The sequence below is a fragment of the Mesorhizobium sp. M7A.F.Ca.CA.001.04.2.1 genome (assembly GCF_003998485.1).
GTDB lineage: Bacteria > Pseudomonadota > Alphaproteobacteria > Rhizobiales > Rhizobiaceae > Mesorhizobium > Mesorhizobium ciceri.
In genome coordinates, this window is the sequence record NZ_RZQT01000103.1 from 1 (window position 1) to 20,567 (window position 20,567).

Genomic DNA, 20,567 nt, shown 5'->3' on the forward strand with positions numbered 1-20,567 from the left:
CGTATGGCTCGATCGTGACGGCTATTGTGCGGCTGGAGGATGGGCGCAGCGCCGGCGCCTATCTGGTTACGGGCGGGATTGGATGAACGCCAGCAGCTAGGAAGGCAGCGAAGTCAGCCATTCTTCCCAAAATTCCTGCTGCATATGGACGAAAACCGGAACCACGTCGACGCCATCATCAAATATGTCGACCAGATCGCTCTCTTGCGGAAATTGCCCCGTCTTCACCTTGCAGGCTATCAATCCGCGACTTTTCTCCATCACGGTATTTTCCGGATAAACATTGGCGCTTGCTCCGTAACAGAAGGGTAGCAGGCCATCGACTTCGAGTGCCTGACGGATTTGGAACAGAGCCTCGAAAAAATCTTCCTCTTCTGCCTAGATCACCTTGTCCCGATAACTGCATTTCAGATTGCATGCAGCGCCGTTCACGTGCAGCGTGAACACGGCTTGCTCGTCGTCACCAACGGAACCTGCTCCGATCAGAAAAACAGTACGCTGATGGTCCATCTCATCCCCCTCGCCATGTGACGGGATGGTAGTACGACAACGGCCGCTTTTCCAGCATGGCAGGGATTGGGACGCGGCCGCACTCCCTGCCGTCGTCATCCGCTGGCCAGGCGTCCCGCCGCAAAGGCAAGGTCCCGCCGAATGACATCCCGCTTGTCTTGCGACAGACCGGCAAGCAGCTTTTCATCGAGGCAGCCTGCTCGGATGAGATGAGTGAAGACATAAAGGAGCTGCGAATAGCGATAGTCGAACGTCCGATCGATATCCCGCCGCTGTTCACGCAAATAGTCTTCCAGCTCCCACATCTGGGAGGGAACCGTCACCGCACTGGCCTTGCTCTTGAATTCGGCCATCGTCTTTGCGAGGGCCGCCTCAAGAGCCTTATCGAAGGCGTGGCGGGCGAGCTTCTTTTCGGAAGCGGACCAACTGAAATCGTTCATTGGATATCTCCGTAGATTTCCTGTGAATTCCATCAGATTTTCACGAACTTCGCCTGCTTCTACCCCCGCGCCGCCCAAAGCAAACCCCGCTCCACCATCAGCGCCATTTCCGGCACCGCGAACTCATCCGCCGTGTGACCAAGGGAACTGTAGAAAACCTTCCCCGCCCCATAGCGCCGTTTCCAGACGACCGGCATGACGACGCCGCCTATCCCCGGAAAATGCGCGTCGGTGAAGGTGGTGGTCGCCAGCACCTCATTGCTTGGGTCGACATGCATGTAATATTGCTCCGACCGGTAGGCGAAATCGCTGATGCCTTTTGTGATCGGATCGTCCGGCCGGGTGATCGCGACAGTGTAGTCGATGATGTTGCCGGGATGCGCCACCCATTGGCCGCCGGTCATGAACTGATAGTCGGGCTCATTGCGGAAACTGTCGCCCATCGTCCCGTGGAAACCGCCGAGCCCGCTTCCCCCGCGAACCGCAAGCGTCAGGTTCTGCAACTCGGCCTTTTCGATCGTCGACATCGTGATGACGGGCACGATGAGATCGAAGGAAGCAAGCTCCGGACCGGCGAACATCGCGGTGCCTTCGCCGAGCGTGACGTCGAAGCCGTTTCGCTCAAGCAAGGTGCGAACGAGCTTCGCGCTCTGCTCCGGCGTATGGCCCTCCCAGCCGCCCCAGGCGATCAAGGCCTTCTTTGGCATTGTGTACCTCCCTGGAAAACTCGGCCCTGATCGATCCGGCGTCAGCGCCAGCCCAGCGCTGGAGCGACATGGGTCAGGATCGCCTCGATGACATGCGCATTGTAGTCGACGCCGAGCTGGTTCGGAACGGTGAGCAGCAGCGTATCGGCTTCGGCGATCGCCTCGTCCTGCGCCAATTCCTTGATCAGCACATCCGGCTCGGCCGCGTAGCTGCGCCCGAAGATCGCTTTGGTGTTCTCCTCGATGAAGCCGATCTGGTCGCGGCTCTCGTTGCCGCGACCGAAATAGGCGCGGTCGCGATCGTCGACCAGCGCGAAGATGCTGCGGCTGACCGAGACGCGCGGCTCGCGCTTGTGACCGGCCGCCTTCCAGGCCTCGCGATAGATGCGGATCTGCTCGGCCTGCTGGATGTGGAACGGCTTGCCGCTCTCGTCGAATTTGAGTGTCGAGCTCTGCAGGTTCATGCCGAGCTTGGCTGCCCATTCCGACGTGGCGTTGGTAGCCGCACCCCACCAGATCCGCTCGCGCAGACCCTCCGAATGCGGCTCGAGGCGCAAGAGGCCGGGCGGATTGGGGAACATCGGCCGCGGATTGGGTTGGGCGAACCCCTCGCCCCGCAGCGTCTCGAGGAAGACCTCGGCATGATGCCGCGCCATGTCGGCGTCGCTTTTGCCTTCCGGCGGCGCGTAACCGAAATGGCGCCAGCCATCGATCACCTGCTCGGGCGAGCCACGGCTGATGCCGAGCTGCAGGCGCCCGCCGGCGATGATGTCGGCAGCACCGGCATCCTCGGCCATGTAGAGCGGATTCTCGTAGCGCATGTCGATGACGGCGGTGCCGATCTCGATACGGCTGGTCTTGGCGCCGACCGCCGCCAGCAGCGGGAACGGCGAAGCGAGCTGGCGGGCGAAATGATGCACGCGGTAATAGGCGCCATCCGCGCCCAGCTGCTCGGCGGCGACGGCGAGGTCGATGGATTGCAAAAGCGCGTCCGAAGCCGAGCGCACTTGCGATTGCGACGAGGGCGTCCAGTGCCCGAACGACAGGAAACCGATTTTCTTCATAGTCATGCGATATAAGGATGCGCGTCAAGCTTCAATGCAAAAGAGATTTTTTGGCGCCCGGATCAAGGCTCATGCATCGCTATTCTCGAAGGCGCCAATGCCTTGTGCGATCAGGTTGGTCGCCATCACCAGCGAGACGATTGCCCCGGAATTGAAGAGGACGACCCACCATTTTCCGCCGGTCAGGAAGCCATAGCCGTCGGCGACGGCCAGTCCCCAGTCGGCCGATGGCGGCTGGATGCCGAGGCCGAGAAAGCTCAGCGTCGCGATCGAGAAGAACGCGTAGCCCAGCCTTGTGACGAGCTCGATGAGGATCGTTTCCCTGATGTTGGGCAGTATCTCCAGGAACATGATGGCGAGCGCGCCCTCGCCGCCGAGGCGCGCGGCGCTGACATAGTCGCGCTGCTTCTGCTCACGCACGGCGGCGCGAACGGTGCGCGCCACCAGCGGCGCGTAGGCGATGCCGATCACCAGGATGACGGTCAGGTTCGACGGGCCGATCGCCACCAGCGTCATGGTGACGAGAACGATGAACGGAAACGCCATCAGCGTATCGAGCAGCCGCGCGCCGATGGCATCGGTGAGGCCCTCGAAATAGCCGAGCACCAGGCCGATGATGCTGCCGGCGGCAACCCCGGCCAGCGTCGCCAGCGGCGCAACCAGCAGGATGTCGCGCGAACCGACGATGATGCGGGACAGCACATCGCGGCCGAGCTGATCGGTCCCGAACCAGTGCAGCGCATCGGGCGGCGTCAGCGTCGCCAGGAAATCCTCGGCATAGGGATCGTAGGGAACGAAGAGGTTGCCTGCTATGGCGCAAGCGACCCAGAACAAAAGCAGCAGCAATCCGACCACGACCGACGGCGGCAATCCGGCGAAAGCACTGCGAATCCGGCGCATTGTCGAAAAGCCCGCCACGGCGCGCTGCGGTGCGGGAAACTCGGCCAGATCCGTCATGGCGAGGTCCGGCGGCGTTGCCGCGGATCGAGCAGCGCCAGCAAGAGGTCGCCGGCCGCCGCCGACAGCACGAAGATGGCCGCCATCACCAATACGCCTGCCTCCAGCATCGGGAAATCACGGGCCTTGGCCGCGTTCAGGACCAGATTGCCAAGTCCCTGGATGCCGAACAACGCCTCGATCACCACCAGCCCACCCAGCATGTATCCGGTCTGCGTCGCCAGCACCGCGACGGTCGGCGTCAGCGCATTGCGCAGCACGTGCCGAAAGATGATCTCGCGCCGCTCGAGCCCTTTCAGGACGGCGGTGCGCGTGTAATCGGCGGCGATCGCCTCGATCACGCCTGCTCGCGTCATCCGGGCGATATAGCCGGAAAGGTTCAGCACCAGCGGCAGCGCCGGCAGGATCAGATAATAGCCATGCGTCCAGAAGCCCGCGCCATCGGGCGCAACGCCGGAGATCGGGAACCAGTTCAGCCACAGGCCGAAAACGATGAGCAGCATCAGGCCGGAAACGAAATCAGGCACAATGCCGAAGGAGACGCCCGCCATCACGATCAGCCGGTCGATGAGGCGGCCGGCATTGAGACCGGCGATGACGCCGGCACCAACGCCGAGCGGAACGAGGAAGAGCAAAATAATCCCGGCAAGCGCCGCGGAGCGCTTGAGGCTTTCCAGCACGAAGGGCGCCACCGGCCCGCGCATCGACAGCGAGGTGCCGAAGTCACCGGTGACCGCTTTGCTGAACCAGAGCCAATACTGGACGAGAACCGGCTGGTCGGCGCCTAGCCGCTTGTTCAGTTCCGCCACCGCTTGCGCGTCGGCAAAAGGCCCGAGCATGACACGGCCCACATCGCCGGGCAGGACCTGCCCGGCGAAGAACACCAGAATGCTGACCAGCCACAGGGTGAGGACAAGTGTGCCCACACGCGCTGACAGAATGCGACCGGTCAGCATGTCGCGATCATGCCTGGACGAAGGAAACGCGGTCGAGCAGGAGATGCGAAATCGCGGTGAAGCGCACGCCCTCGACCTTGGAGCTGACGATGCGGCTGTATTGCGAGAAGTAGCTGATGATCGCCGGCGTCTCGTCGAGCAGCAAGGTCTGGATCTTGCGGGCAACAAGGCGCTGTGCCTGCAGGTCGCGCGCCTTCGAGTAGTCAAGCAGCAGCGCGTCATAGGCCGGGTTGTTGAAATGTGCCGCGTTCCAAGCTCCCGAACTCTTTAGCGTGGCGTTGAGGAAGATGTCGGGCGTGCCGCGGTGGCCATAGTCGGTGATGCCGAGCACCGAATCCAGCCATGGCGAACTGCCAAACGTCGCCGAGCCGTAATAGGCGTCCTGCGGCAGGACATTGAGCTTGACGTCGATGCCGGCCTTCTTGGCGAAGTTCTGGATGATGACCGCATAGTCGGGAATGTCATAGGCGCGTTCCGTGGTCAGCGTCACCTCGAAGCCGTTGGGCACGCCCGCCTCGCCAAGCAGCCGCTTGGCCTCGGCAATGTCCTGCTTGCGCTGCGGCACCGATGGATCGGCCGAGGGGAAGATCGGCGCGAACGGCGTGTCGTTGCCGACGATGGCGCGGCCCTTGAGCAGGCCCTTGACCACAGCCTCTCGGTCGATCGTGAGCGCCAGCGCGCGGCGGATGCGCTTGTCGGTAAACGGCGCCTGGTCGGTCCTGAGATGCACCTGGTCGTGCGAGCTCGCCTGCACGCTCAGCAGCTTGAAGTTGGGATTGCCCTCGATCGCCAGCTCCAGCCGCGTCGTGCTCGGGATGACGTCGAGCTGGCCGGCCTGCAAAGCCAGCACCTGTGCCTGCTCGTCGTCGAAGAACTTGATCTCGATCCGGTCGGGCAGCGCCTTGTCGCCCCAGTAATTCTCATTGCGCACGAAGCTGGCGCCTTGCTTGGGGCGGAAGGATTCGAGCTTGAACGGACCGGTGCCGTTGAAAGTCTTCTCGAAATCACCGGCATAGTCGGCAGGCAGGATGACGGCATTGTAGACGTCGGAGGAGACATAGAACGGGAAGTTGCTGTTCGGACCGTCGAGATCGAAGGCGACGGTTTCGTCGTCGACCAGCTTGGCGCCGCCCTTGGACAGGATGCCCTTGTAGGCGGACAACGCCGACGAGCCGCTGGCCGGATCGACCAGCCGCTCGAAGCTCGCCACAACGTCTTTGGCGGTGACCGCGCGGCCATCGTGGAATTTTACCCCTTGCCGCAATTTGAAGGTCCAGCGGCTGGCCGTCTCGTTGGCCTCCCAGGACAGAGCCAGCTTCGGCTGCAGACCATCCTTCGGATCGTCGAGGATCAGATACTCGCCGACCTGGCTGATCACCCCGATGCTGGCCGGATCGGTGACCGAAACCGGATCGATCGCCTTGGTCGGCTGGCCGAGCCCGACGCGAACCGTGCCGCCGCCGGCAGCCGCGGCGCGCGCGCCTCCCAACCCCTGCGAGGCGGCAAAGCCGGTCAGGCCGAGCAGTGCGGCATATCTGAGGAGATCGCGGCGCTTGAGAAAGCCGCCCTGATGTTCGTCGACGGCGACATTCCAGATGTCCCCCGACAGATTGCGAACTGCGTCGATATCTCTGCGTCTGGTCATTTTGAAATCCCTGCTTTGAAATGAAGATTGAAAATCTATGCGACGGGCTCGCCGTCGAGATGGATGCGGTCGACGGCCTGCGGATAGAAGGCGATGAGGCCCTTGATCTTCGGCATTTCCTCAATGGGATCCCGGTAGCTCCAGGCGATATCAGGGCGCACCGAACCGTCGCTCAGCAGGCCGGACCAGTAAGAGGCGATGCCCTTGTAGGGACATCGCGTCGTGGTGACGGACGCCGTCAGCCGCTCCAGCCGGATGTCTTCCGCGGGCAGATAAAAACGCGTCGGCAGATGCGTCTCGAACAGCAGCACCGGGCGGTGGCTGTCGGCGATCGGCTCGCCGTCGAACCAGATCTGCAAATGGCTCGAGCTTTGCAGAACATCGATGCGTGCATAGGGATCGCGGGCGTGGACGAAGACTTCCTCTTCCTCCTCGAACCACTGGTCGACGGCCTTCCAGGTGAATGCAATGCGGCCGGCCAGCGGCGCCAGGTTTTCATCCGGCGGCGACACGAACGACCACGCCGCGTTGGCGCTGCGCCTGTCGCCGCTGTCGATATCCCAATAGGCGGTCTCGCCACCGACCGGATGCGGCTCGCGATGCAGCGAAGGTTTCAGCACCGATGGGTCGACCGCTGACGGCGGGAAGAAATAGATCGGCAGGAAATGGTTGGAGCGCAGCACCAGCACGTTGCGGCTGTCGGCGATGGTGCGGCCGCCGAATTTGACGCGCACACGCTTGGGGCTGTGCAGGACATTGACGAGCTGCGGCGCGGTCGCTTCGCGTGGCTGCAATCTTGGTGCGACGGTCATGATCGTTCTTCCGGTCAGGACACGGCACGCGCATTGTCGCGCTGTTCGGCGAAGCGGTTGGCGGGCCGTGCTAGGCCGAAACGGTCGCGCAGCGTTCCCGGCCCGTATTCGGTCGGGAAGACGCCGCGCCGCTGCAGCTCCGGCACCACCTGTTCGGCAAAATTCACCCAGTCTTCTGGCAGCAGCGGGAACATCAGGTTGAAGCCGTCAGCGGCACCCGAAACGAACCAGTCCTGCAACTGGTCCGCGATCTGTACCGGCGTGCCGGCAACCGTCGGCACCGAACCGCTGTTGGCGAGCTTGCGCGCGATCTCGCGCAGGCTGAGATTCTGCTTCGCCCACTGCTTGACCCGGTTGAGCGATGTGCGCCCGCCATTGAACGTGCTTTCGTCCGGCAGCGGCGGCAGCGGCCCGTCCGGCGGGAACAGCGACAGGTCCAACCCGCTCCAGCTCGACAGAAGGTCGATGCCGACCTGATCCGGCAGCAAGGTCTGCAGGTATTCCTGCTTTTCCCGGCCTTCCGCTTCGGAGGCGGCGACGATCGGCAGGATGCCGGGCAGGATCTTGAAGCTCTCCGGCCGCCTGCCGTGGCGGGCCAGCCGCTCGTTGATATCCTGACGGTATTTGATGCCATCCTCCTTGGTGCTGTAGATGGCGAAGTGCGCATCGGCCTGGGCGGTGGCGAAGTTCTTGCCATCTTCGGACGAGCCGGCCTGGACGATTAGCGGATGGCCTTGCGGCGGCCGCGAGACGTTGAGCGGCCCACGCACCTTGAAGTGCTTGCCCTTGTGATCGATGGGATGGACCTTGTCGGGGTCGGCGAAATGGCCTGACGCCTTGTCGATCAGCAGCGCCTCGTCTTCCCAGCTGTCCCACAGCGCCTTGACGATATCGAGGAATTCGGCCGCGCGCTCATAGCGGAAAGCATGTTCGATATTGCCGTCGCGGCCGAAATTGCGCGCCTCCTCATCCATGGCCGAGGTGACGACGTTCCACGACGCCCTGCCCTTGCTGATATGGTCGAGCGAGGCGAACATGCGCGCCACATTGTACGGCTCGCTGTAGGAACTCGACGCCGTGGTGATCAGGCCGATATGCTTGGTCACGCTAGCCAGCGCCGATAGCAGCGTCAGCGGTTCGAGGCGGGCATTGGCGTAATGGGCGACGCCGCTCTTGACTGAATCCCAGATCGACACGTGGTCGGCGACGAAGATGGTGTCGATCCTGGCGCGTTCGGCCGCCTGCACGAGATCGCGGTAGAATTCGAAATCCAGCACCTCCCGCCCCGGCGCCCTCGGGTGGCGCCACGACATCCGATGATCGCCCTGCGGGTTGAAGAAGAATGCGCTGAGGATCATGTGGTCTCGAGCCATGCCGGGCCTCCTTCCAGATCTGCTCCGGAGACCGTCGCGCTGCCTCGGCAGATGGCGACAATCTCTGCTGATGCGAGAAAGGTAGATTGCGCTCCGGCTTAATCCGAGTAATTTTATAGAGATAATGCATTGCGAAAGCGGAAGCGATTGCCCTCGATGGCGGCGCTGGAAGAAAGTGGTTTCAAGTCCCCATGTCCTCCTCGGTTCTGAACGTAGACCAGCTGTCCGTGGCCTATGACGGGCGCAAGGGATCGCATCCCGCCGTCAGCGGCGTGTCACTGCACATCGGCGAAGGCGAAGCGCTCGGCCTGGTTGGCGAGTCGGGATCGGGCAAAAGCTCGGTGGCGCTCGCCATATTGCGCTATCTGCCGAAAAACGCCCGCATCGCTGCGTCGGCGCTGGAATTCCAGGGCCGCGAAATCCGCGACCTTTCCGCCGAGCAGCTGCGCCGGCTCAGGGGAAATCATATCGCCGCCGTCTACCAGCATCCCGGTGCTGCCCTCAATCCAAGCATGACGATCGGCCGCCAGATCACCGAGACGGTCATGCGGCATCGCCCGGTTTGCCTCGAAGAGGCGCGCGGGCGCGCCGCCGAACTGCTCGGCCGCGTCCGGGTCAGCCATCCGGAGCGGGTGCTGGATCTCTATCCGCACGAACTCTCCGGCGGCATGCAGCAGCGCGCCAACATCGCCATTGCCATTGCGCTCGACCCATCGCTGCTGGTGCTGGATGAGCCGACGACGGCGCTCGACGCCAGCGTCCAGTCCGAGATCATCGCCATCCTCTCCGACTTACGCAAGGATCACAAAACCAGCATCCTGCTGATCAGCCACGACATCAATATGATCCGCCGCTCCTGCGACCGGGTGGCGGTGATGCAGGCGGGAACCGTGGTCGAAAGCGGCGTTGCGAGCGATGTCTTCGACAACCCCTCTCACGCCTACACCAAGGCGCTCATCGCCTCGATCCCGGCGCTCAACTACACCAAGCGGGACGGAAGACTGGCGGAGACGGACGGCGTGCCAGCGCACCCAATGGTCCAAGGCGAAGACGCCGGCCTGCCAAAAAAACGCCGCATCGCGATCGCCTGCAAAGGCATCAGTCATGCCTTCGGCAGCCAGCCAGTGCTGCACCACGTCGATCTCGACATCGGCCAGGGCGAGACCTTCGGGCTGATCGGCGAGTCCGGTTCTGGCAAGTCGACCCTGGCACGGATCGTCACCGGTCTGCAGACGCCAAGCGCCGGATCGGTCGAACTGTTCGGCAGGACGGTCGCGCCGCGCGTCGAGAAGAGAAACCTTGCCGAACGCCGCGACGTGCAGATGGTCTTCCAGTCGCCGGATCGCACGCTCAATCCGCGCCAGCGGATCGGCACGATCCTCGGCCGCCCGCTGCGCAGGCTCGCCGGCCTGCGCCGCAGCGAGGTGAGAGCCCGCGTCGGCGACCTGCTGCAATCGGTTCGCCTCGCCGGCGCCACGGCCGAGCAGAAATCGCGTTCGCTGTCCGGCGGCCAGCGGCAGCGGGCGGCAATCGCGCGCGCCTTCGCCGGCGTGCCGAAGGTCGTCGTGCTCGATGAACCGACCTCCGCGCTCGACGTCTCCGTCCAGGCGACCGTTCTCAACCTGCTCAACGACCTGCAGCGCGACAAGGACACGACCTATCTGTTCATCAGCCACGACCTCAGGGTGGTGCGCTACATGGCCGACAGGATCGGCGTGCTCTATCGCGGACGCCTGGTCGAAACCGGCTCCTCCGACCGGATTTTTCGCGGCCCCAACCACCCCTATACGGCCCTGCTGCTGGCCGCGTCTTGCGATGAGGCCGAGCCGAAACTATCCGCCCCACCCGAGATCGAGGAAGCCGGCATCTCGAACACCGGATGCGCCTTCGCCGATCGCTGCCCCCTAGTCCTGCCCGACTGCAGAAAGGCTGAACCGCCCGTCATAGAGGTCGCGGCCGGCCACCGGATCGCCTGCTGGCGGCACGGCCAGGGTTTTTGAGCGGCTCAACAGCAGTCCGAAGGTCCGCCGCGGCGGGGTTTTTGCGGCAAGCAGATGGTCGATGTACGAACCTCTCTGACGGCTGCCGCCAAGTTCACGCGGCCATGCCGGGGTTGGGCGCTTCCTCGCATACAATTACATTCGCTTATGCTAATATATTTCAGCCATGCACATTCGTTCATGGCGAACATGTGGGAGGATGCGATGAAAACCATGAATCGCAGGTCTGCAATTGCTCTCGGTGTGACGGCTGCCGCGATAACGCCTCTGTTCACCCTGGCGGCATCAGCGAAGAAATACGGCCCGAAGGAAGGCAAGGAGATTGCGCCCGGTGTCAGGGTGGTTGAGGTCAGCACCGGCAACTCCGACATTCCCGCCTACAAGAGCATCGCAATTGTCGACGTGGTATTTCAGCCCGGCGCACACGCGCCTCAGATGGTGATGGACAACGATATGGTCTGCACCATTGCTTCAGGTGCGTTCACGATCAAGAAGGCCGACAAGGAATTCAAGCTCAAGACGGGTGACATGTACACCTGCGCCAAAGGCAAGACCGACGAGGCGACAAATACAAGCAAGGAGGTCGGCGTGCATCGGATCGCCGTCCTGATACCTGCCTAGCAAACCGGATTCCGGCCGGATGGAAGGTCGCATGCCGTCCGGCCGGCGCTTGCGTACACTAGGTGCTGGCCTCGTCCGGCCAACGCCCTTCGGCAAGATCGGCAGGATTCCGCCGCTGGTGCCAGCCGGGTCACAGCCGCATGTTCGCTTTCCTTCAGGCACAGTGCGATGCCGGCATTGGCTCTTGAAGGGCCAAGCCAGACCCGCGTAACATAGCGCCAAGTCAACCGCTCACATTGAGTCTGCTTTATTAGTCCGGGCTAACGTCCGGATTGGTTTGGATATTTTCCTTGAACACGCAAGCAACCAGCAGCGCGCCGGAGCGCGGCAAATCGTTTGCTCACGTCGCGGAAGCGTCCTGGGGCAAGGGCCTCAGCACCTTGCTTCGCATCGTGCGCATGACACTGCGCCATCCCCGGCAGGTCGCCATCACCATCGTCTCGACCTTCATTGCCGCGACGCTGCAGCTTTTCATTCCACGCCTGCTGGGACGCGCCATCGACCAGGCGCAAGGTGTGATGGCCGCGGGTGCCGGCGCTGCGGCGGAACAGGCGCTGTGGAACACGGCGCTGACGCTGCTCGTCGTCTCGATCCTGCGCGGCCTCTTCACCATGGCGCAGAACTACTATGGCGAGGCCGTCGGTCATCGCACCGGCTATGAACTGCGGCTGGCCTTCTACGAGAAGATCCAGCGCCTGAGCTTCGCCTACCACGACAGGGTCCACACCGGCGATTTGATCACGCTCGGCCTGCTCGATCTCGACGGCGTGCGCATGTTCTTCTCCACCGGCATTTTGCGTGTGGTGCTGCTCGGCGTGCTGATCGGCGTCGGCGCCTATCTCCTGATCAGCACCGATCTCATGCTCGGGCTGCTCAGCCTGAGCTTCGTGCCGTTCGTTGCCTGGCGGTCCTCGGTCACCCAGCTCAAACTGCGCAGCACCTGGCTGACGTTGCAGGAGCGGCTGTCTGTGCTGAGCCGGGTGATGGATGAGAACCTCGGCGGCATCCGCGTCGTGCGGGCCTTTGCGGCACAGCGGCATGAGCTGGAAAAATTCGACCGCGCCAAGCTGTCGGCGCTGGAGCTTGCCAATCAGCGCGTCGACATCCGCGTCTCCAACACCAGCGCCATGAACTTCTCGTTCCTGGCCGCCATGGGGCTGGTGCTCTGGTTCGGCGGCCAGAAAGTGATTGCAGGCCAGATCAGCGTCGGCACGCTCGCCCAGTTCCTCACCTTCATGACCATCCTGCAGATGCCGGTGCGCCAGCTCGGCCTTATGGTCAACTCCTTCGCCCGCGCCTCGACCTGCGGCAGCCGGCTATTCGAACTGCTCGACGCCGAGCTCGACATCGAGGACGCGCCCGGCGCCAAGGATCTCGTCGTCACCGATGGCGTGCTGCGCTTCCACAATGTCGGCTTCCGCTACGAGGGCGCGGGCGACCGGCCGACTCTGTCGGGCATCTCCTTCGAGGCGAGGTCCGGCGAGACCATCGGCATCGTCGGCCCGCCAGGCAGCGGCAAGTCGACCATCGCGCACCTGATCCCGCGCTTCTACGACGTCACCTCAGGCGCGATAACCATCGACGGCCAGGACATCCGCAAGGTGACGCTGCAATCGCTGCGCAAGGCGGTCGGCGTCGTGCAGCAGGACGCGTTCTTGTTCACCACCTCGATCGAGAACAACATCGCCTACGGCAATCCCTGGGCGCGCGAGACCCGCATCGGGCAAGCCGCCGAGTACGCGCAGCTGCACAACTACATCATGGGCCTCCCAGCCGGTTACACCACGGTCGTCGGCGAACGCGGCGCCTCGCTTTCCGGCGGCCAGCGGCAGCGCCTGACCATTGCGCGCAGCCTGATGCTGCGGCCATCGGTGCTGGTCTTCGACGATTCAACCGCGGCCATCGACGCCGGCACCGAGCAGCGGATCCGGGCGGCGATGAAGCGCTTCGCCAGGGATCGCGTGACGCTCATCATCTCGCACCGGCTGAGTTCGCTGATGCATGCCGACCAGATCCTGTTCGTCGAGGGCGGCCGGATCGTCGAGCGCGGCACGCATGAGGAGTTGCTGGCGCTCGGTGGACGCTACCGCGCGCTCCATGACCTGCAGTTGCGGCCGGACGATGAGCGGCCCGTGGCGGGAGCCGCGTGATGCAGACACCGGCCGACGACGAGGAGGAAGACACCAGCGGGCCACCGACAAAGGCGGTCGTGGGCTCGCACCGCGACGACGAAGAGGTCTTCGGCAAAGCTTATGACCCTCGCATCGTGCGGCGTATCTGGAGCTTCGTGAGGCCGTATCAGAACCGGATTTTCATCTCAGTCGCCGCGGTGCTGGTGTTCACGCTGACGCAACTGGCGATCCCGCTGGTCATCCGCTACGCCATCGACCACGGCATGACGGCTGGCAAGCTCGACCAATCGGTGATGATCGCCGCGATCAGCGCTTTCGCCGTGATCATCCTGATCAACTATGCCGCCAGCTATGTGCAGGAAAGCGTCGTCGGCAAGGTGGCCGAAAACGTGCTGTCGGACCTGCGCCGCGCCATGTTCAGCCATCTGCAACGGGTCTCGCTGAGCTTCATGGACAAGACCGAGGTCGGCCGGCTGATGTCGCGCCTGCAGGGCGACGTCAATTCGATGCAGGAATTCCTCGAAACGTCGGTGATGTCGGTAGGCGACATCGTGCTGTTGTTCGGCATTGTCAGCGTGCTTTTGTGGCTCGATTTCCGGCTTGGCCTGCTGACGCTGTCGACCATGCCGGTGCTATTCATCGTGCGCCTTTTCTGGCTGCCGCGCGCCAAGGTCGCCTTCATGGCCGCGCACGAAACCAACTCGATCGCCAACGGCGCACTGGCCGAAGGCATCCATGGCGTGCGCACGGTGCAGAGCCTCGAGCGCCAGCACGTCAATTTCGACCTCTACGACGAAAAGGTGCTGGCCAACCTCAATGCCCATTTGAGGTCGGCGAAATACGCGCAGGTAATGGTGCCGATCGTCGACACGCTGACCGGCATCGCCATGGCAACTGTCATCGTCGTCGGCGGGTCGATGGTGCTCTCGCACAGCCTCGACATCGGCGTCATGGTGGCGTTCCTGTTCTACATCCAGCGCTTCTTCGACCCGATCCGCTCGCTGACCATGCAGTACAGCGTCATGCAGCGCGCCATGGCTTCGGGCCAGCGCATCTCCGAAGTGCTCGACGTGCCGGTCGACGTCAGCGACAAGCAAGGTGCGGTGGCGCTGTCGCGCGACATGGACGGCTCGGTCGAGTTCAGGAACGTCACTTTCGGTTATAGGCCGAACCAGCCGGTGCTGAAGAACATCTCCTTCCGCGTCAACCCGGGCGAGACCGTAGCCCTTGTCGGCCCGACCGGATCGGGCAAGTCGAGCTCGATGGCGCTGGTGCACCGCTTCTACGATGTCTGGTCGGGTGAGGTTCTGGTCGGCGGCCATGATGTGCGTGACCTGACCCAGGATTCGCTCGGCGATCAGGTCGCGATGGTGCTGCAGGAGCCGTTCCTGTTTTCCGGCTCGGTGCTGGAAAACATCCGCTACCACAAGACATCAGCCAGCCGCGAGAAGGTGGTCCGAGCCGCACAAGCCGTCGGCGCGCACGATTTCATCGAGAACCTGCCAGATGGCTACGATACCGAACTCGAGCAGCGCGGCGGCAATCTCTCGCTGGGCCAGCGCCAGCTGATCAGCTTCGCGCGCGCGCTGGTGGCGGATGCAAAGATCCTGGTGCTCGACGAAGCCACGGCCAGCATCGATTCCTACACCGAGATGCTGATCCAGAAGGCGCTGATCACGCTGCTGGAAGGCCGCACCGGGCTGGTCATCGCCCACCGTCTGGCCACTATCCGCGGCGCCGACCGCATCATCGTGCTGCAGAACGGCGAGATCGTCGAAAGCGGCAACCACGAACAGCTGATGGCAAGAAAAGGCCTCTACGCCCGCCTCTACAACATGAACTACGCCTCGTTCGACGACATTTCCGAAGGCGAGCTGGAACTGGACGCGGCAGTCGGCAAGGCGACGTGATTGGACCTGCGAACGACCGCAGGCGCCTAGGCCATTTCCGGGCGTTTTGAACCCTCGCGGATGGCCTTGTGCACGCCGCGTTGCAGATCCATGAATACAGGGCTTTCCATCACCTCTTCGCGGCGCGGGCGCTCGATATCCACGTTGAATGTCTGCGTGATACGTCCCGGGCCGATGCCCATGACGACGATGCGGTCCGACAGATAGACGGCCTCCTCCACATCATGGGTGACAAACAGGACGGTCAACCTGTGTTCCTCCCAGATCTGGGTCAGCAGTTCCTGCATCTGATGCCGGGTCAAGGCATCGAGCGCGCCGAAGGGCTCGTCCATCAACAGCATCTTGGGCCGGTAGGAAAGCGCGCGCGCAATGGCGACGCGTTGTTTCATGCCGCCCGAGAGTTCGGCCGGATAGCGGTCCGCACTACCAGACAGCTTGACGAGTTCGAGATGCTCCAGCGCGATCCTGCGGCAGGTCGGGCGATCGTAACCAGCGGCCTTGAGCGCAAACTCGATGTTCTGCCGCGCCGTCAGCCAGGGAAGCAGCGTGTAGGACTGAAAGACGACGCCACGGTCGAGACCAGGCTGCAGGATCGGCGCGCCATCGATGCTGAGATCGCCCGCGTCGAAGTCCTGCAGTCCGGCCACGATCGACAGCAGCGTGCTCTTGCCGCAGCCCGACGTGCCGACCAGGGAGACGAACTCGTTGTCGGCAAGATCGAGGTTGATATCGCGCAGCACTTCCGTGCGCCGTTCGCCCGTGCCGAAGCTCTTGTGGAGGCCGGCGATCCGCAATTTGGGGAGACTCATCGGCTGGACCTCATTGCGAGCGGCCCTCTTGCTTGAACAGCACCTTTTCCAGCGCCTTCATCACCTGGTCGGTGATGAGGCCGAGCAGGCCGAGCAGCAGGATGTAGCCGATGATCGTGTTGGTCTGGAAATAGCGCTGCGACACAGTGATGCGATAGCCCAGCCCCGAAGTGGCGGCGACGAGTTCGGCCAGCACCAGCCAGGTCCATGCCCAGCCCAAGCTGATGCGCAGCGTATCCCAGATCCCGGGCAAGGCGCTGGGCACGACGATGCGCGTCAGGATCTTGCGATCCGGCAGGCCGAGCGTGCGCCCAAGGCCGATGAAATCGGCGGGAACCCGTTTCACATTGTCCATGATCATCAGCACCTGCTGGAAGAACGTGCCGATGAAGATGATCAGGAATTTCTGCGAATCGCCGGTGCCAGCCCACAGGATGGAGAGCGGCACGAAAGCGACGACCGGCATGTAGCGGATGAAATCCACCAGCGGCTCGATGGCCGCTTCCCAGGAACGGAAACTGCCAATCAGCACGCCGATCGGTATCGACAGGGCCGAGGCGATGAGGAAGCCGATGGAGATACGGTACATCGAGGCTTTGAGGTCCAGCCACAACGTGCCGTCGGCCGCGAGCTTGGCGATCTGCATAGCGACGCTGCCCGGCGATGGCAGGAAGATCGGCTTTACCAATCCCAGTCCGGTCGCCGCCCACCAGGCAAGGCCGAGCCCGACGAACACGGCCACCGCGATCACCAGGAAGCGCGACCTGGCGATGGGCACGCCGATGCCGGAGGATCGGCGACGCCTCGCCTGTTTCGTGGGACGAGCCGGATCCGTTTGAGCGGGACGCTCCCCGGGCATCTGCGTCACCACCGCGATCCGGCCTTGGTCATTCCGCCGCCTTGACGAACGACGGGTCGATCATCTGCTCCGGCGTCACATCGGCCTGCAGCAGCTTGGCGTTCTTGGCGGCGGCTTCGACATCGGCGAAGGTCTTGGTGGTGAAATCACCGGTCAGCGCCGCCTTGTTTTCGGCGAGTGAGTAGTAACGCACGCCGTCAAAGGCGGTGTTGAGGTCCTTGACGTCCGAACCGACAGCCTTGGCGATGATGGCGCGCCCACCGGGCGTATCGGCATTGTAGTCCTTGAGCGCTGCGTCCCAGCTCTTGATCATGGCCAGCACTTGGCCGGGCCGCGATTTGATCACCTCGTCACGCACCACCAGCACGTCGCTGATCAGGCCGGGATCCTCGCCGGCGGTGAACAGCAGCTTGAGGTCCTTGTTCTGCGCCATGGCGACGGTGAGGTACGGTTCATAGGTCACCGCGACCGGCACCTGGCCGGCGATCAAGGCGCTGCCGGCGTCGGACGCAGGCATCGGAACCGGTTTCACATCGTCGATCGACATGCCGTTTCTGGTGAGCGCGTATTTGAGCAGGATGTCGCTCGTCGTGCCTTCCTCGAAGGCCACCTGCTTGCCCTTGAGGTCCGCGGTGGAGGTGACGTCCTTGCCAGCGATGATCGCGTCGGCGGTCATGGAGACGTCGAGCAGCAGCACGATCTTCACCGGCAGGCCGGCCGCAACCATGCCCATCGCCGTGTGGGTGGCGATGTTGGCGGCGTCGAGCTGGCCGCTTGCAAGTGCTGCATTGATGTCCTTGTCCTCGGCGAAGTTGACGATCTGGACGTCGCTCAGCCCGTTCGTCTTGAACAGGCCCTTGGCCTCGGCGACATGCCACTGGCCATAGCCGAGCCAGGGCTCGATGCCGATCTTGAACGCTCCTGCCTCGGGCGTGGTGGGAATGGCCGCATCGGCCGCGTAGGCCGCCGGGGCGGCGGCGAGCCCGATGGCGGCGGCCATCACGAGCGCGCGAAATTGTCCTGTTAGGTTACGCATCATCCTTGTTCCCCTTGATGATCGGACCGCTTTTTCTGACTGATGTAGCCGGTCCGGTGAGACTGCGGGTTTCTGCTCTTGCGGCACTGTGCCTCGGCGTCTTACCTGCCACTTCATGGTGAAGTGCGCGGATATTTCAGCGTCAGCGGGAGCGGATGTCAAGACTAAAATACATACATGCATATACAAGTTGGAAAGACTCAATTTTTACGCTCTCCGGGATCGATCCGGTCTAGAAAATCGGTCACCCGATCGGTTCCGGCAACAGGTTCGCTGCCGACCATGACCGCCACCGACAAGGCAATAAGGGAAGAAACCGGCGTGTGGCTGCGTGCGCCGGCGCGCAGGTTCATGACCAGCGTCGGCGACAGGAAGAGACCGGCCCGGAGCACCGCGCGCCAATCGGCCGGCAGCATGCCGCGCCGTTTGAGCTCAAGCAGCAATGGCCGCCACAGCGCTGTGGCCTTGACCTCCAGCAGGTCGCGGCGGACCGGGCTCAGGTCCCAGTCCGTGTCGACATGGAGCAGGTTTCCGTCCAGCCGCGCCTGGGCGCGAAAAGCCTCTGTCGCAGTCTCCGGATCATAGAGCCAGAACGGGTGGGCGAAGATGTTGTGGAACGTCGCCTTCACCTCCGCCAGCAGCGTGGGGATATGCGAGCCGGCAAAGGCGGGATCGAAGAAGGACAGCTCCGCCCTCCCCGCCTTCGCCGTGTACCAGACATTGGCGTTGTGGGCGTCGCCATGCGCGACCACGCCGCCCGCATCGGCAAGCCGGTCCGGCCGCAAGCGCACTGCGGCGGCATCGAAAAGCTCACCGACGCTGTCGGTGTACTGCTCGCCATTGATGACGAATTTCAGCCGGGAAAACCGATCCCAATCCAGCTCGGCACCGGGAAAGACGAACGGCTTGCCGACATAGAAATCGGCCAGCCGGCCGCCTGGCGACAAGCGTGTCTCGGCATCGATCAGCCGCTCATGAAACAGCCTGTGGATCGGTTCCGCCGCCACCTCCTCGACGGTTACCGGATGCAGCGTTTCGAGATAGACCTTGAGCAGCCTGGCCGACAGGTCGCGCTCGGCAAGAACGGCTTCTCGCCGTTTGCCGGCATCGTCCTGCGCATCCAGCGCGAACAGCACATCCGAAAACCTCGGATCCGTGCGCCGCCGATAGACAAGGATCTGCTCGCCCGGTTGGGCCGACATATGCACGGGTTGATCAACCGGCAGGCCGGCGCGCGACAGAATCTCGGCGCGGTAATACTCGCCCGTCATCGCCTCTTCCCGCTCCTCCTGATGGAACTTGAAGAAGTAGGCCTTGCCGTCGTCCTCGAAGAAGCCGTTCAACGAATTGAGGCTGTATTTATCGAAGTTGATGCGGACATTGCGGGGGCGCATCGCGAACAGGTCGCCCAGCAATGCCGCCAGCGCGCTTTGTGCTTCGGCAACATCATGCTGCGCGAGTGCCCGGATCCGCGCCGTGCGGCTCGGCGCCCGCGTCATCTGTCGCTCTTGCATTCGACCTGCTTCCGTCAGCTGCTTTTTGAAGGGGAATAGCGGCTGCCGAGCGAGTAGCGGCTGCCGGCATAAGTCAGCTTGCTGATCGTCGCCACCACCGCGCCCGTCCATGTCCGGCGGTGCAGGAAAAGGCAGCAGGCGCCGACATCGATGCCCAGATGCCGCGCCGTCTCGGCATCCGCCGGGATGGCGGAAATGATATGCTCGACCTCGGTCACCGGGGTTTTCTGCATGAGGTAGTCATAGGTCGCCGTCTTCGAAAAATCCTGCTTGTCATAGTCGGGGATAAGGCTCGGATTGACGAAGCGCTCTTCGAGTTGCACCGGCAGATCGTTCTCGAAATTGACGACGACGGAATGATAGATCGAGACGCGCTTTGGAAATTCGAACGACAGCGCCAGCTCTTTTGTCGGCATGATGGTTTCGAGGACGAGGACTTCGGAACGATGTCTGTTGCCGCGCTCGACGATCTCGGCTGCGATGTTGTTGATCTCGATCAGCGTCGACTGTGGCCGCGGTGGCGCGATGAAGGTTCCCACACCTTGCAGGCGGATCAGAAACCCGGCCGAGGTCAATTCTCTGAGCGCCCGGTGAACCGTCATCCGCGAGACGCCGAGTGAAGCGACCAACTCATTCTCGGACGGCAGCTTGCGATCTTTGCCCCACCGGCCCGTTCCGATGTTTGCCAGGATGTAGTCCTTCACCTTCTCGTAAAGAGGGCTGGCGGTGTCGGGCAAAGTGATCATTTCAAAAGTCCTTTCCGGCGATTCATCGGAAATCACGACTCGACAGGTTGCCGCATGCGGATGATTGTTTTCAAGCCGTCGCTGCGCCCCGCCAACAGCCGTTCATAGGCAGCCGGAATGTCATCCAGGCCGATCTCCTGGTCGATCAGCGCCAGCAGCGGTTCGCTCAATTCACCCAGCATCCGCACGGCCTCGGGCAGTTCGTCGGCAAAGGCATGGCATCCCAGCAACCCGATTTCGCGTTCGACCAGCGTATTGGGATCAATGTCGAGGCGGCCGTGGAAGATGCCGACCATGGCGATCGTACCGCCGGGATCGAGAACGCCGAGCAGCTGATTGAGCGCCGCGACGCTGCCGGTCGCCTCGATGGCCGCGAGCAGCGGGGCATTGGCAGTTGCGGCGGCAACGGCGTCCCGGCTCAGATCGACGATCCGGGCACCCGTCACCCGCGCCACCCGGGCGCAGCGGCTCTGGTT

The 20,567-nt window shown here is 63.1% G+C and carries 20 protein-coding genes; 4 read left to right on the forward strand and 16 right to left on the reverse strand.

The annotated features are described in order from the left end of the window. Positions 1 to 96: 96 nt before the first annotated feature. The 10 genes from EN955_RS35555 to EN955_RS25555 form a co-directional block, all read right to left on the reverse strand. Positions 97 to 264: a hypothetical protein gene (locus EN955_RS35555; RefSeq protein ID WP_245265342.1), complete on the reverse strand. Its 168-nt coding sequence runs from the start codon at positions 262 to 264 to the stop codon at positions 97 to 99. A gap of 114 nt (positions 265 to 378) precedes the next feature. Then, positions 379 to 510: a hypothetical protein gene (locus EN955_RS35910; protein ID WP_255337241.1), complete on the reverse strand. Its 132-nt coding sequence runs from the start codon at positions 508 to 510 to the stop codon at positions 379 to 381. 95 nt (positions 511 to 605) lie between these two features. Then, positions 606 to 950: a hypothetical protein gene (locus EN955_RS25520; RefSeq protein WP_024503935.1), complete on the reverse strand. Its 345-nt coding sequence runs from the start codon at positions 948 to 950 to the stop codon at positions 606 to 608. Positions 951 to 1,009: 59 nt separating this feature from the next. Beyond that, entirely contained in the window at positions 1,010 to 1,657 is a 648-nt protein-coding gene (locus EN955_RS25525; protein ID WP_013530499.1) for a ThuA domain-containing protein, read from the reverse strand. Between the two features lie 41 nt (positions 1,658 to 1,698). Then, positions 1,699 to 2,721 (reverse strand): LLM class flavin-dependent oxidoreductase, encoded by a 1,023-nt coding sequence (locus EN955_RS25530; RefSeq protein WP_024503936.1) that lies wholly within the window; start codon positions 2,719 to 2,721, stop codon positions 1,699 to 1,701. Positions 2,722 to 2,790: 69 nt separating this feature from the next. Further along, a complete protein-coding gene (locus EN955_RS25535; RefSeq protein WP_024503937.1) occupies positions 2,791 to 3,678 on the reverse strand; it encodes an ABC transporter permease in 888 nt (295 codons plus the stop codon). After that, the gene (locus EN955_RS25540; RefSeq protein ID WP_013530496.1) at positions 3,675 to 4,634 is read right to left on the reverse strand and encodes an ABC transporter permease; all 960 of its coding nucleotides are present in this window, start codon (positions 4,632 to 4,634) and stop codon (positions 3,675 to 3,677) included. Before EN955_RS25540 ends, EN955_RS25535 begins: the two co-directional genes overlap by 4 nt. Positions 4,635 to 4,641: 7 nt before the next feature. Continuing rightward, positions 4,642 to 6,279, reverse strand: a complete 1,638-nt coding sequence (locus EN955_RS25545) for an ABC transporter substrate-binding protein (protein ID WP_024503938.1) — start codon at positions 6,277 to 6,279, stop codon at positions 4,642 to 4,644. 35 nt (positions 6,280 to 6,314) lie between these two features. Continuing rightward, positions 6,315 to 7,091, reverse strand: coding sequence for a DUF427 domain-containing protein (locus EN955_RS25550; protein ID WP_024503939.1), 777 nt, complete (start codon positions 7,089 to 7,091; stop codon positions 6,315 to 6,317). Positions 7,092 to 7,105: 14 nt separating this feature from the next. Then, entirely contained in the window at positions 7,106 to 8,464 is a 1,359-nt protein-coding gene (locus tag EN955_RS25555; protein ID WP_024503940.1) for an LLM class flavin-dependent oxidoreductase, read from the reverse strand. Between the two features lie 191 nt (positions 8,465 to 8,655). Between EN955_RS25555 and EN955_RS25560 the strand changes: the two genes are divergently transcribed. The 4 genes from EN955_RS25560 to EN955_RS25575 all read left to right on the forward strand — a co-directional run bounded on the left by EN955_RS25560 (position 8,656) and on the right by EN955_RS25575 (position 15,127). Next, complete coding sequence (locus tag EN955_RS25560; RefSeq protein ID WP_024503941.1) at positions 8,656 to 10,464, forward strand: ABC transporter ATP-binding protein; 1,809 nt, start codon at positions 8,656 to 8,658, stop codon at positions 10,462 to 10,464. Positions 10,465 to 10,644: 180 nt separating this feature from the next. Then, positions 10,645 to 11,085 (forward strand): hypothetical protein, encoded by a 441-nt coding sequence (locus EN955_RS25565; RefSeq protein WP_244506844.1) that lies wholly within the window; start codon positions 10,645 to 10,647, stop codon positions 11,083 to 11,085. 290 nt (positions 11,086 to 11,375) lie between these two features. Beyond that, positions 11,376 to 13,235, forward strand: coding sequence for an ABC transporter ATP-binding protein (locus EN955_RS25570; RefSeq protein WP_024503943.1), 1,860 nt, complete (start codon positions 11,376 to 11,378; stop codon positions 13,233 to 13,235). Next, positions 13,235 to 15,127: an ABC transporter ATP-binding protein gene (locus EN955_RS25575; protein WP_024503944.1), complete on the forward strand. Its 1,893-nt coding sequence runs from the start codon at positions 13,235 to 13,237 to the stop codon at positions 15,125 to 15,127. Before EN955_RS25570 ends, EN955_RS25575 begins: the two co-directional genes overlap by 1 nt. Positions 15,128 to 15,153: 26 nt before the next feature. Here the strand turns inward: EN955_RS25575 and EN955_RS25580 are convergent, their stop codons facing one another. The 6 genes from EN955_RS25580 to EN955_RS25605 all read right to left on the reverse strand — a co-directional run. Then, on the reverse strand, positions 15,154 to 15,936 hold the full coding sequence (locus tag EN955_RS25580; protein ID WP_024503945.1) for an ABC transporter ATP-binding protein: 783 nt from the start codon (positions 15,934 to 15,936) through the stop codon (positions 15,154 to 15,156). Between the two features lie 10 nt (positions 15,937 to 15,946). Further along, on the reverse strand, positions 15,947 to 16,714 hold the full coding sequence (locus tag EN955_RS25585) for an ABC transporter permease (RefSeq protein ID WP_027160903.1): 768 nt from the start codon (positions 16,712 to 16,714) through the stop codon (positions 15,947 to 15,949). A gap of 109 nt (positions 16,715 to 16,823) precedes the next feature. Further along, positions 16,824 to 17,831 carry an ABC transporter substrate-binding protein gene (locus tag EN955_RS25590; protein WP_032899344.1) on the reverse strand — a complete coding sequence of 336 codons (1,008 nt, stop codon included), beginning with the start codon at positions 17,829 to 17,831 and terminating at the stop codon, positions 16,824 to 16,826. A gap of 200 nt (positions 17,832 to 18,031) precedes the next feature. Then, entirely contained in the window at positions 18,032 to 19,330 is a 1,299-nt protein-coding gene (locus EN955_RS25595; RefSeq protein WP_024503947.1) for a hypothetical protein, read from the reverse strand. A 29-nt stretch (positions 19,331 to 19,359) separates the two neighbouring features. Next, positions 19,360 to 20,091 carry a histidine utilization repressor gene (hutC, locus tag EN955_RS25600; protein WP_013530484.1) on the reverse strand — a complete coding sequence of 244 codons (732 nt, stop codon included), beginning with the start codon at positions 20,089 to 20,091 and terminating at the stop codon, positions 19,360 to 19,362. A 32-nt stretch (positions 20,092 to 20,123) separates the two neighbouring features. Continuing rightward, positions 20,124 to 20,567, reverse strand: a 444-nt coding sequence (locus tag EN955_RS25605) for a zinc-binding dehydrogenase (RefSeq protein ID WP_164769909.1), incomplete at its 5' end; no start/stop codon positions are given.

Bases quoted from the DNA above. Each gene is read 5' to 3' on its own strand.
- EN955_RS35910 (WP_255337241.1), bottom strand. From the start codon at position 510: ATGGACCATCAGCGTACTGTTTTTCTGATCGGAGCAGGTTCCGTTGGT.
- EN955_RS25520 (WP_024503935.1), bottom strand. From the start codon at position 950: ATGAACGATTTCAGTTGGTCCGCTTCCGAAAAGAAGCTCGCCCGCCAC.
- EN955_RS25525 (WP_013530499.1), bottom strand. From the start codon at position 1,657: ATGCCAAAGAAGGCCTTGATCGCCTGGGGCGGCTGGGAGGGCCATACG.
- EN955_RS25530 (WP_024503936.1), bottom strand. From the start codon at position 2,721: ATGAAGAAAATCGGTTTCCTGTCGTTCGGGCACTGGACGCCCTCGTCG.
- EN955_RS25535 (WP_024503937.1), bottom strand. From the start codon at position 3,678: ATGACGGATCTGGCCGAGTTTCCCGCACCGCAGCGCGCCGTGGCGGGC.
- EN955_RS25540 (WP_013530496.1), bottom strand. From the start codon at position 4,634: ATGCTGACCGGTCGCATTCTGTCAGCGCGTGTGGGCACACTTGTCCTC.
- EN955_RS25545 (WP_024503938.1), bottom strand. From the start codon at position 6,279: ATGACCAGACGCAGAGATATCGACGCAGTTCGCAATCTGTCGGGGGAC.
- EN955_RS25550 (WP_024503939.1), bottom strand. From the start codon at position 7,091: ATGACCGTCGCACCAAGATTGCAGCCACGCGAAGCGACCGCGCCGCAG.
- EN955_RS25555 (WP_024503940.1), bottom strand. From the start codon at position 8,464: ATGGCTCGAGACCACATGATCCTCAGCGCATTCTTCTTCAACCCGCAG.
- EN955_RS25560 (WP_024503941.1), top strand. From the start codon at position 8,656: ATGTCCTCCTCGGTTCTGAACGTAGACCAGCTGTCCGTGGCCTATGAC.
- EN955_RS25565 (WP_244506844.1), top strand. From the start codon at position 10,645: ATGGCGAACATGTGGGAGGATGCGATGAAAACCATGAATCGCAGGTCT.
- EN955_RS25575 (WP_024503944.1), top strand. From the start codon at position 13,235: ATGCAGACACCGGCCGACGACGAGGAGGAAGACACCAGCGGGCCACCG.
- EN955_RS25580 (WP_024503945.1), bottom strand. From the start codon at position 15,936: ATGAGTCTCCCCAAATTGCGGATCGCCGGCCTCCACAAGAGCTTCGGC.
- EN955_RS25590 (WP_032899344.1), bottom strand. From the start codon at position 17,831: ATGCGTAACCTAACAGGACAATTTCGCGCGCTCGTGATGGCCGCCGCC.
- EN955_RS25595 (WP_024503947.1), bottom strand. From the start codon at position 19,330: ATGACGCGGGCGCCGAGCCGCACGGCGCGGATCCGGGCACTCGCGCAG.
- hutC (WP_013530484.1), bottom strand. From the start codon at position 20,091: ATGATCACTTTGCCCGACACCGCCAGCCCTCTTTACGAGAAGGTGAAG.